The organism is Williamsia sp. MIQD14, assembly GCF_051025635.1.
GTDB lineage: Bacteria > Actinomycetota > Actinomycetes > Mycobacteriales > Mycobacteriaceae > Williamsia_A.
Window position 1 is genome coordinate 625003 of sequence record NZ_JBPFDG010000002.1, and the last position, 12379, is coordinate 637381.

Annotated in this window: 3 protein-coding genes; all 3 read right to left on the minus strand. The window is 63.2% G+C overall.

Going from position 1 to position 12379, the window contains the following annotated elements; genetic code table 11:
* Positions 1-350: 350 nt before the first annotated feature.
* From ACQ7HM_RS10435 to ACQ7HM_RS10445, 3 genes are read right to left on the minus strand one after another with little or no spacing between them, the layout of a single operon-like run.
* Complete coding sequence (locus tag ACQ7HM_RS10435; RefSeq protein ID WP_434216187.1) at positions 351-4280, minus strand: Eco57I restriction-modification methylase domain-containing protein; 3930 nt, start codon at positions 4278-4280, stop codon at positions 351-353.
* Complete coding sequence (locus ACQ7HM_RS10440; RefSeq protein WP_434216188.1) at positions 4277-7093, minus strand: helicase-related protein; 2817 nt, start codon at positions 7091-7093, stop codon at positions 4277-4279. Before ACQ7HM_RS10440 ends, ACQ7HM_RS10435 begins: the two co-directional genes overlap by 4 nt.
* A gap of 2 nt (positions 7094-7095) precedes the next feature.
* Positions 7096-12246: a DEAD/DEAH box helicase gene (locus ACQ7HM_RS10445; protein WP_434216189.1), complete on the minus strand. Its 5151-nt coding sequence runs from the start codon at positions 12244-12246 to the stop codon at positions 7096-7098.
* Positions 12247-12379 lie beyond the last annotated feature (133 nt).

A 12379-nucleotide genomic window follows, 5' to 3' on the forward strand; every position in this document is an offset into this window, starting at 1 on the left:
TGCCGAGGCGGCGGGACTCAGAGAATTGCTCCTAAGAATCGATGTGCACCTGCGAACAGTATCCTGAGCCATGCTTGGGGCGGTCGGAACCTCCCCCTCCAGCACCGCGCGGATCTGAGTGCGAATATTTGAGACGAACCCGGGTGTTGATACACCCAGCTCGCTTGCGATCTCGTCTGACCGTTTCCCGGGTTCGTCGGTTCGAAAGACGTCACCCAGGCGAGAGGTGTCGGAGCGGAGTACCTCTTCGAGCTCCCTCCGGACATTAAAACCGGGCGATTCGTTCGACGCTATCTCATCTGTCATCTTCATCAGGTTTCCGTGGACTGAGCTGCCGTGTACGCTTCAAATCAATCTTCTGAGCTTGCAAAGTCTGCCGCTACCTCCACGTACGGTTCACCGGAATCGATTGCCTTCTGCATGGCGTCGTAATGCACTAGTATCGTTTGCTTAGTGCGGTACTCGCCGTACTTTGCCTCGTCCTTGCGTTTGACTATCGGGAACGAATCTAGGATATAACTGGCGTCGTCCCGGCCGATGCCGTAGAGATGGAAAATCGCGGCGTCGAGCTCTGCTCGTGCCCTGTCCCTATCCACAGTGTTCCACTCATGGGGCGGTCCTTCATCGCCGCAGGCGCGTCCGAAATACCGCATGCTGTGGTCGTTGTAATTGAGGCGAGCAACTCGTTCGTAAACCCAATCTACAAGAGTTTCCGATGCGCTCCATGGAGCTCGCTCATCGAATCTCGAAGGTGACAGGACTGGAAGCTGCTTAATCAGGAAGAATGACGTATCGGTTCCAGCGATCTTCTGGCGAGCTGCAAAATCTAGTACGAACGAATTGAAAATTGCAAGTAGCAGCGGCTTGCGGATATCGCTTGCACCTAAAATCGGCAGCTTTCTCGTCGCGGGCGTTCGATTAAGGGCACAGGCGATTATTGTCCGATAGTCCGTTGATCTCGCAATTCCTCGATAGGCAAGGAACCAGTCGTTAGCTCCATATCTAGATACAATTTCTTCGAATATCTCAGACTTAATCCAGTACTTCGGAGCTGGCTGGAAATTGGGGTTGCTCAACTGATCTACGGGCGACTCCGCGTAATCCAAGCCGTTATAGGACGCATATCGCGGATTGTATTGGTGAATCGACTTCGCCTCACGAAGGGGCAGGCAGTCAACTCCTTCTATCGGTTCATCCAGCAAGTGCTCCGAATGATCGCCGCTGTCGATAAGACGAAGGTAATAAGCGCCCCATGGATTCCCGTTCCGTCGGTCGTTTTCGTTGATGAGAACCGGGGAGTTTCGGTATATCCCGAGCGTGATTTGCGCATCCCGGCGCGACCGGAATACCGGACAAGTGCCCGTGTTCGGGTTGAGGAGCGTGATTTCCTCTGGGCTCAACGTGAACCGAGTGTTCGGCCGCTTCAGATCAGTTGGATCGTGGGCGAAAAACGCGAAGTCGGCTCGTGCCTCACGGGTGTCGCGGCCGGCCAAGGTAAGCAAGCAGAACTTGAAGCTCCGGTGCACGCCCTCGAACAGCGGTCGCGCGTTCTCGAAGTCATACAGGCTCGCGATCGAGCCGTGCTCCACCAGATTCTTAAAGAAGTACTGGGTGGTGGCGTCGGTGGCGATGCCAGTCGGCAGGATCACGCCGAGCCGACCACTGCCCGCGAGCAGGCTCCGATCGGCCTCGGCAAATACTGCGTAGGTGTTGATGTCACCGCGCCCAGTCAACGGGTAACGACCGCAGTTTCGCAGAATATGGGAAACGCCCTCGGAGCGACGTCGCTCCGCGATGAATGACCGGTTAAGCGCTGGATTCGTTTCAGGCAACTTTGCGATCAGACGTTTGCGTGCTGCCGCGTTCGGCGCGGTGGCGATGGCGGGGTCTCGTGCCGCAAAGTACTCCTGCTCCTGCAACTTGACGCGTTCCCACGGCGGGTTTCCGATCACCACAGAGAAGCCGCCGGCCCAACCCACGGTCTCGTTGATGGTGTCGCCGGTGGCGGCAACTGCCGGGAAGAGATGGGGGAACTCCAGGTGCCAATGGAAGAATCGGTATTCCGCCGTCAGACGAGCCACCTCCCTGGCCTGTGCCTCTGTGAGTGCTTGGCCATTGCCGAGTGCCACGATCGTCGCGTGCGTGATCGGACTTGGCGCGTCCGGCTGCAGAGGCCACACGAACGCGGCGCACCACGCATCAGCCGTGAGGCGCGTCTGCTGGTATTCGTCCGATTCCGCGTACGCCTTGAGTCGCTGCTGCTGCACGTGGACATCCGCTAGCGACACAGGATCCGCACCGACCACTTGTTTGACCGTTGCGGCCAGGCCCGTGTTCGCGGCGATCGCATCGTCCAGAGCTAGGAGGGTGCCCTGGCTTGTCCGTTCAGCCTTGTTCGCTCGCGTCACCTCCGTCGCGATTGCTTTGACGTCTCCCTCGATTGCCTTGAACGCTGAATCCGGCAGTCCCGCTTCGAGCAGAGCTGGCGTCGCACCGATAAGCGCATTCCCGACCTTGATCTGTGCATCAAGGAATGCCAGGGGTCGTCCAGGCTCCAAGGCCTCCATCCACAGGGAAACCTTTGCGAGTTCCGCGGCAAGCGGATTCACGTCAACGCCATACACACAGCTTGTGATCACCGACCGCATCGCAGACCGCACCTGCCCTGGCGCCGGTTCCGGGTCGCCGGTGCGGATGGCGGCGACTCGCTTCGCGATACGCCTTGCTGCGCCGACGAGGAAATGCCCGCTGCCGCAGGCCGGGTCGCACACCGTAATTGCAAGCAGAGCTGCTACCTGGCGGTCAGATGTGTCGGCAGACTTCACTGCGTCGTCCAGAACAGGGTCGAGTGCGGTGGCCAGCAGCGACTCCACGAGGGAGGTCGGCGTGTAGTAAGAGCCGGTGTCCTTGCGCTGGTTTCCGGACGCGATGTCGAGGGTGTACTGCTTGGTCGCCGGATCCCACTGCGGCACGAACTCGAGTAACGCCTCGTAGATGCTGCCCAGCTCCTCGGCACCGAGGTTGCGGTAATCGACCACCCGCAGCACTCCGGACTTCGGTTCGCGCACAAGCGACAGTGAGCGAACCGCCGCCGTTAGCGACTCGTTCGACAGTTCGCAATCAGTCAGGAAGTCCAGCGATCCGTCATCAAACAGTCCGCCTACACCCGGCAACCCCAGCTCCGGTCGGCCGTCCTCACTGCCGAGGCCACGCCACACCAGCGTCAGCGCCTGCCAGCGGTCGCCGTACCGGCCGCCGCGACGCCGGCGCGCTGTGCTGCGCAATCGGGCCGTCGAGAAGTAGTCCAGATACCGCTGCCGAGCCTGCGGATCGGCCGCGGGGTCCAGCAGGGCGCCTCGGTCCTCGGCAACGAACGTGAAGAGGAGCCGATACACCACCCGCAGCAGAGCATGGTTGACATCTGAGATCGAGAGCTTGCCAGCGGCGAGGTCCTGCCGGAGAGAGGCATTGGCGGGATGTGCCATGAAACCTACACCGAGGGTTCGTAGCGCGTCCACCACGCCATCGCGGAGCAAATTTAGCGCACGAGAACCGGATTCGACCGCGTCAGTGCGCCACCGCTCCAACCGACAAGACGCCGGCCCCACCTCGGTGTCGCGGACCTCCAACCGCGACACTTGGCACAAAATATAGAGCAGGAGAAAGTCGGCAAACAGGTCACCGTCGAAGATTGCCTCCAGGTCGAACTCCACGTACGCAGACCCGACGAGCGATGTCGAGTCTCGCAGCAGCCGAAGAATCTGACCGTTCGACAGAATTGCCCACAGATGTTCGTCGCTGCGGTTCAGCAGCTCCTGCACCATCGACTGCGGGGACGACCCGGCCGCGCCGGCAAGACCCTTAGTACGGGTGTCCAGGGCAGTGCCGGAACCGAGCAGATGGATGGGCGTGGTGCCCCACAGATGAGAGACAGGGAATAGATGCCCGTCTACCGCGATGCCGCCCTTACCCGTAACGGGTACCCGGCCATACCCGAGTTGGTCCAACAGCACCAGCAAGAAGCGTTCTCTGGTTAGCGCTGTGGTTGGAGCGTCCGCGGGAAGCTGAGCAAGGGCGTCGCGATACCCCATCCACGCCCCCCGGAGGTATGCCCACACACGGTTGGCTGCGTCCCGGACTGTCTCGCCGGATGCGAGGTGATAGTCCTTCGGGGCGAGCGGGGTGCCGACCGGATCGAGCCCGCTCGCGAGCTGTGACGGCAGGTCGGCCGGCAGCAGCCCACCCTGGATCCGGACTCCAACGAACGAATCGCCGTTCACTTGGCACCCTCGCCGATCGACGGTACGAACACGAACACACCCAACACATCGGCTCCCGCTTCAGCGGTCACCTTCAACCCACGCACGATTTCCGACGACGCCTGCCGCACTCGGCGGTGCGCCGCTAACAATCGGTCGGCCAGTTCGGCCCCGTGCGCGTCGAGATGGGGCCGGAGCCCGTCCAAGCCGTCGACAACCCGGGTGACGAACTGTCGAGCGTGCGGGGCGGGGACGTTGCCGCTCGGGGTAGCAGCTAGCAACGCACCGGCGGCGTCGGTGTCCAGCCACTTGGCCTGCGCGGGGGCCCCCTGGAACGCCAGCGCCGCGACATCCTCGGCCACCAGCTGCCGGGTTCCGGTGCGGGACGGCAACTCAAGATGGAAACGGAACCGCGCAACCAACAGGGTGGTCCGAATCTCCACCGCACTAGTGCGCACCACCGCGCAGCGCTTCGCCGGGCGCACTGCCTCGTCCATCCCGGCGTCCAACGACGACTCGAGCACGTACTGTGCGATTGCGTCAACTGTCGCATCGGTGCGGGACAACACTGCGTCACCCCGGCGGACCGGAAGGTCGTCTGCGAACAGCAGCGGGTTGTTGCGGTCCGGGGGCAGCGCATCTTTCAACCCCAGGGGAAGCGGCAGCAATGTCGCGGTGAACCCGGCACTCGTGTGGCTAATCGTCGACCGCAGCGCCTTCAGCGCATGCTCAACGCAAATGGCAACGTCCTCGCGTGTGCCCAGCGAGGCGCGGGCCGCGGTCACCTCCGCCGACACCTCCTCCGGTCTGATCGCATGCTGCGCGTATTTCGTCTGTGCAAGCTTCTCCCGCTCCGCAGTCGACTCCCATTCCCGGTAGAGACTCAGCTGCTTCTCTTGGACATCGAGGTCCAGGGACAGTTGCTCTGCGTCGCTGCCGCGTAGCAATAGCCCCTCCATCAAGGCCTCCACCACAGCGGAGTTATTGTCCGGCACGGGAACCGACACACCCGTCGCCTTGCGGATCGCCTCGTGTTTACGCAGCAGCACCTCCAGCACGATGCCGTCGATCTGATTGTCACGCCCGTACAGGGTGACGGCACGCACGTTCTTGGCCCGCTGACCAAACCGGTCGACACGACCCTCTCTCTGCTCGTGTCGCGTCGGGTTCCACGCGAGGTCGTAGTGCACCACCGCCTGGAAACTGTCCTGCAGATTTACGCCCTCGGACAAGCAGTCGGTCGCGACGAGGACGTGCCGGCCAGTAGTGGCGGTCAGTTGGTCGATCCGTCCCAACCGCTCGGACGGAGGCAACGTGCCGGTGACTGCGCGAACAGTGACGCCGCGACCCAGCGCTTTCTCCAAGTACCCTGCGACGTAGTCGGCGGTGTCAATGAAGCGGCAGAAGACGATCGGATCGCAGCCCTCGTCTAGGAGCTGCTTGACCTCCTTAACCAGGGTCGTGATCTTGCGGTCCGGTTTGCCCTCCAACTTCGCGGCGTCGGCGAGGAACCCGCGGAGGCGGCGAGCGGCCGCGTTTCCCGAGTCGCCGCTGCCAGCGCCCGGAGTGGTGTCCGCGGCCTCGATAGCCTCGTCGTCGGCCTGATCGAGCACGATCGCTCGGCCGATCGCGTCCGCCTCGTCTGGGGAATCCGCGGCCGCTGAGGCGGCCCGCGTCCGGAGCGTCTGCGCTGCAGCGCGCGGCGACGAGGCAAGCGCGCGAAGCAGAGCTAGCGCGGACCACCAGTTCACCCGCTTCGTCAGCTCGCCGTCGCCGGCTCGCACAGTCTCGCGGGCGTAGTCCAGAACCTTCGTGAACAGCGCGTGGTACTCCGGGGATAGTGCGTAGGGCACTTCTCGAGTGAGGCGGTCCTTCGGAAACGGCGTGTCTTCATCGATGTAGCGGCGAATGTCGCCGCGGCGGCGCTGCACGAAATGCCGGGCGAGCAGCTCTCGCCCCTTCCTGTCGTCCAAATTGACGGTCTCGAGCACGGGGTCGAGCAGCCCGAGCAAGTTTCTAAACGCCTCTTCCTTTCCAGAGTGCGGCGTCGCGCTGGCAAAAATCATGTGCCGGGAGCGGTCACGGGAGAGTTCGCGCACGAGCTCGTATCTCTGGGTGCGGCCCGACCCGCCCTGACCGGACGCCGCGACACAGGTGTGCACCTCGTCGACGATCACTAGATCGGGGCAGGTGCGCAGGAACTCGTGCCGCCGCCTTGAGTTCTTGATGAAGTCAGTGGACACCACTGTGATCGGGTAGCGCTCAAAGATCGATTCTGTCCCGATCCGGCCCCGCTCGAGCCGTCGAACCGTCGATGGGAGCACAAGCTCGGCCTCCATTCCGAACTTCTCCCGCAGTTCCGACTGCCACTGCTCGGCCAGCGCCGGGCTGCACAGCACGGCCAATCCGCGAGCCTCCCCGACCTCGAGCAGCTCCGCAGCGACTAGGCCAGCCTCGATCGTTTTGCCGATGCCGACATCGTCGGCGATCAACAGCCGGACTACGTCCTGCCTCAGCGCCATCATCAGTGGAACCAGCTGATACGCCCTCGGTTCCACCGCGATGGATGCGAGCGAGCGGAACGGGCCTGCCGTGGAACGAAACCCGATCCGCATGGCATTTATGAGCAGTTGTGCGCTGAAGTGATCGCCGAGATCGTCTGCGTGAGGCGAAGGGAAGGTCGCAGCCGTAACGCCTTCGCTAACCAGGACGCCCGCGATGTCGTCGTCAAGCCCTCCTAGCGGTCGCAGGACAAGGAAGTCCTGGGTGCTGTCGGGGAGGACGACCCATTCGCGACCACGCGCGGTCACCAAGTTGCCGGGCGCAAAACCCATCGTTACCTCTTTCCTGTGCCGAACACGTACGTGTTCGCGCGCAACTCTGACAGCCAGTCGTCGCCAACCCGCAGACGCAGTACCGACCATCCTCGATCCATCAGCTCGTCCTCGGCCGCATCATCGCGGCCCGAGCCCGCCGCGTCACCGGACTCGTCCACGAACACAACAGTCACCCCCTCGTCACCGCGAAAGACAAAATCGGCATCGACGTTGCCCACCGACTCGTGCACGGAGTCGGGTAGTGCGAACTCGTGCGTCACAAGCAGGTCAACCAATGCCCGCTCGCCATCAGAGCGACACTGTCTGCGCAAATCGTCGGGTTCCGCACTAGGGTTCGCGTCGTCGTGCCGGGGCAACGTCTCCGCCAACGCGAGCGCGAGCAGCAAATCCTTGATCGCGTGCCGGTCGATCTTTTGGTGATCAGATTGATTGCCGTACGCGAGAAGGCAGTCATAGCAGGCTTTCTCGCAACGCTCCCGCCCTCCTTCGGCCCTCCCGAAGTCCTCTCCGGCGGGACCGAAATGGGCGATGTTCAAGGCGCGGCGCGCCACCCGTGCGAGCGCGTCCGGTTCCCCGTGCAGACGGCGAAGCACGCCGGCGCCACCTTCCGCCGACTCGGTGAACAGCATCCGTGCACGCTCCGAGTTGTCAGGCATCGCCTCGCTTGACAATTCTGAGTCCTCTAGTTGGAACTCGGCCTCGATACCGCGTTCTAGTGCGTACCGCAGCGTCGTCGCCACGGATTCGTCCACCGGCGCGGACAGGCGTAACAACGCGATGTTTCGGGTGTCCTCGACGTAAGGGATCACCTTGGACTTCGACGGGGCATCGGCGGCATCCTCAAGACCGCCATCCTGCGGGGTCGCATCCGATGCGTCTTTCTCGCTGAGCCAGTTGCCCTTCACGGTATCGAGCCAGTAACCGAGCTCATTCGGATTCTTGCGTCGCCGTCGGCCAAGATTCGTCACTCGAACCACAGCCGTATCGCCGTAGACGAACTCGGCGAGCGTCCCGTTCGGGCCGGCAATGTCGGCGTCGAGGCGGCCGGAGCGGAGGCCGTGCTGGCTGAACCGAAACGATGTCTCCAACTCGAAGCCCGCCCGACGGCGCTCTTCCTCGTCCGACGAGATACGTTCGCGCCTCCGGGTGAACACGGTCTGCATCTTCATCAAGTTGTATCGCGGGGGGGACAGCGGGACACCGCAGTTCTCGCACACGTCCAGGCCGGCCTGCCGCACGTGGTGGTAGCCACACTCCTCGCAACGACGGGCGTCCTGAAGGTCGACTGTGCCGACGCCGGCTCTGGACATGGGCACCTGCACACGGCGCACCTCGTAGCGGGCACCCTCGTGATAAATCAGCGCGCCGGGCCCGAATTCACTGATCGCAAGGAAGCGCGGGCGCTGCAGATAGTCACCCCCGTCCGCAGCGCCCGCCGCCGTGCGCACGCCTGGGATGTACGCGGCGAGCGGCAGCCGCGGGAAGCTGTAGCCCGGCAGAAATCCCTCGGACGCGAAGTACCGGTAGGTGTAGAAGTCAGAGTGACCGCGACCGGAATCCTCGTTACGCAGTAGCCGCAGCTGACTCTCGGCCTCGCGTCGACGTGACTCCGCGGCATTCCGTGCCCCGTGCGACGCAGAGGTATCCAGGACGACCCTGTTCTGCTCCTGCTGGTCAGCCAAAGCTGCCTGGTAGAGCTCCCGCCAACGGCCGCATGCATCATCGAATCCCTGAGGTGCGTTGGCGATAATCGACGCCGCCCAGCCGTCGTGCCACCATGCCGTCTGCTCCAGATCCGAGCGCAACGGCGCGATGACCTCCTCGGCGCGATCGGTGGCGCGTCGGATGGCGTCGGGCTCGCCGAGAACCCGCGCCAGGTCGACAAGAAGAGGCATTCCCTCGTCCTCGACGGACAGCAGTTGGGGCATCCGAGAATGCAAGTCTGCTCCGGTCTCAGCCAGCCAGAGCGCATGCACATGCGATGCCAGCAACGCCTCGTTCGTCAGGTCCAGACGGGGTGCGGCCACAGATCCAGCGACCATTTCCCGGGACCGTCGGAAGTAGTACTGGTCGTGCGAGTTGCCGGTCGCGCAGTAGGTCACCACGAGCGCCGGCTGGCCCGAACGTCCCGCGCGGCCCGAACGCTGCGCGTAGTTTGCGGGTGTCGGAGGTACGTTGCGTAGGCCCACGGCATTCAGGCTCGAGATGTCGACCCCTAGCTCCATCGTCGGAGAGCAGAACATCAACGGCAATGCCCCGGAACGGAACTCGCGTTCTCGACTCTCGCGATCTACCGAAGAGACTTGCGCGGTGTGCTCGCGGGCATGCAGCCCGGAGAGAGTCGGCGCCGTATTGCGATAAAGATCTTGGAAAAACGGATTGATTCGTAGGCCCTGATCGGAAGTCGCGGTGCGTCGCAGCGGGTCTGGTGCACCGGTCCGGTTGTCGCCCGCGCACCAGATGATCGCCGAGGCCTTGAGTCGATAATTGAGCCCGTCGTCTTTTGGGAGGACGATCTTCGTCAGCAGCCCGGCGCGTTCGAGTACAGCGAGAAGGTTTTCGATCGCCTGCTGAGCATCTGCGGTATCGAGCGTTGAGCCGTCGAGATTGCGCAGCCCACTGCGGTCCCGAATATAGCGCCCGAGGGCGGCCCTTCCGGTCAACCGCACCTCCGCGCGCGGGCGCCCCGGTGTACCCGACCGGGTCGACACCACTCCCAGCATCGGTGGAGTGTCGCGCCGGGAGATCGACCACAACCCCGTCAGTACCTGTTCTGACTGACGCCGGATGCGGTCGTAGCCGTCCTCGGACAGGCAGTCAACATCCACAGCGAGCTCGCGCCGGAACTCGTCGAGCACGATGCGGCATAGCTCTTCCCGTTCACCGGTCCGCGCATACTGGAGGGACGCCGGCGATTGGTCCCACAGCGCCGCATCTGCGGCGATATCACCTAGGGACTCGTAATCGACGCGAAGCAGGCCCGTTTGCTCGAGGTTGGGCATCGTCACCCGCCACCCGCGCTGAAGGTCGGCATACAGTCGAAACTCGATGAACTCCTTAAACGCGCGCTGCGCGGCGGACCGCGCGCCATAGACGGCGTCGGGGTTGGCGGCATACGACTCGAACGGCAAGCCGAGTGACGCGACGACCCGCTGCGCCACCTCGTCGTGCCGCAGCGGACCGCCCGCGAGTGCGCGGTACACGGCGCCGCGCAATTGGGTCACCTGAACGAAATCATTGAAGTGGCCGGACTGCAGGCTGGCGTCCTGGCGGTTGTCAACGAACGTGAGCAGCTTCCGCGCATTGTCCGGCAGCTCCGACGGCGGTAGTTGCTTGAGGGATCGCACCACCGATGCACTTACCACCGAAACCGCCGAGCTGCGGCCCTCGGCATCGAGCGTTGCCAACTTCGCAAAATCGCTTCCGCGTGCCTGTTCATACGAAACCTTGCAACGCAGGCAGAAACGGAACGGGGATGGAACGTAGGCGACCCGTAGCCCGTTCGACGCTTCGGTCCCGTCAACGCTTACCCTCACCAACCGGGGCTGGTGCTTGCGCAGACGCTCAACCACTTGGCCATCGGAGACCCAAGAGTCGGGAAACCGCCCTTCAGCAAGCGGGTCTGTCGGCCATGGCTGATCGGAAGAAACATAGAGATATCCGTTCGCCTCGTCGCCGCCACTGGCGTCGCGGTCCCGGCGCGGCCGGTAACGAGTAGTACCGCGGTCGCCAATGCGGGCGACAACCAAATACTCCTGCCCGCATTCGCGGCAGAACGCCAATGGGATCAGCGCCTTCTCCGGCTCACCTGGCACTGACACCTGATAGGTGGACGTGACGTGCCGGTGCTCTTCGGCCTCGATCGATACATAGACCGTGTCGCCCTTGGACAGGAACTGATGCAGCCGAAACGCGAACAAGGGACGACCCGTGACGGGATGCCGCTCGTTGGACCCTGCGAGCAGCGTCGCCCGGATGGCCTGTTCAGACTCGTCGACAGTGCAATCTGTGGCGCCTGCCAAGCGCGCTGCTGACTCACGCACCCGCGCCGGCTGCTGCCGAACAATCCGACCGGTGCCGGGCTCCTTGTCGAGGCCGAACGTCGTCTCGATCCAGGTGGCGAGTGATGATGCCGCGAGCGCGTCATAACTGCCGCTGGCGCCGCCAGCGCGTACCTCGGCACTAAGGCGTCCAATGTCGTTGTGGTTACCGCTCGTAGCGCGGTCGAGCGTCTCGCCAATCACACGCTCGGGCGTTACCTCAGCCCCGAAGACGTGGCTAGCCACCTTCGCCACCACCGCGCGCTGGTCGTCGATCGTGCCACCGCTCGCCATCGTCGCCGAGGTTCCGACGCACTGCAGTTTCGGAGACTGGCAGGCATCGCGCACGCGGCGAACCAGCATCGCGACATCGGCGCCCTGGCGCCCGCGGTACGTATGTAGCTCATCGAGCACTAGGAACTGCAGACCCAGCGCGGCCTGCACCAGCCGGCGGCGCTCTTCCGGCCTGGTGAGGACTAGTTCGAGCATCACGTAGTTCGTGAGAAGTATGTCCGGCGGGTTGCGAAGGATCTTCTCGCGATCCTCACCCTGCTCCTGGCCGGTATAGCGGGCAAACGTGACAGGCTCGTTTCCCGCCGGCCCATAGCCGTGCCGCAAAAACTTCTCGAGCTCGCCGACCTGGCTGTTCGCCAGCGCGTTCATTGGATAGACGATGATCGCCTTCACCCCGGGTTTGCGCTCTGCCATCCGCAGAACGTGGTCGACGATTGGCACGATGTACGCCAGGGACTTTCCAGACCCTGTGCCTGTCGTCAATACGTAGGACTTTCCTGTCTGCGCCGCCTCGATCGCCTGTCGTTGGTGACGGTGCAGCGTGATTGCACGGTCTCCGACGTCTTCGGGGTGCGATTTCGGACGGAAGATGCGCTCGCATTCTGCGCCGAGCAGGCCCTCAGCCACCAGCTCCTCGATGGATCCACCGGATTCAAATAGTGGATTGAGCGATAGCCACGGCTCGGGCCACTGGTCACCACGCTCTATCAGCTCGTCAATATGCTGCTTGAGACGAGGATTTCGCACCTCTACCGACGACGTCGTGAACGACTTGTAGTCGTCGACCAGCTGCTTGTGTACCTCAAAAACGTCCATCAAGTTTCCTACAATCCGAGTTGGAGCCTGCCACCACCTCGGCTTGGGCTGCGTTCGTTTCTCTCAGTGAATCGAACCGTGAACAAGTCGGGCTCGCTGGGATTCCGCCGCGGCAGACGCCAGAAGCGTTCAG

Coding starts and splice junctions, on each gene's coding strand:
- ACQ7HM_RS10440 (WP_434216188.1), bottom strand. CDS start 7,093: ATGGGTTTTGCGCCCGGCAACTTGGTGACCGCGCGTGGTCGCGAATGG.
- ACQ7HM_RS10445 (WP_434216189.1), bottom strand. CDS start 12,246: ATGGACGTTTTTGAGGTACACAAGCAGCTGGTCGACGACTACAAGTCG.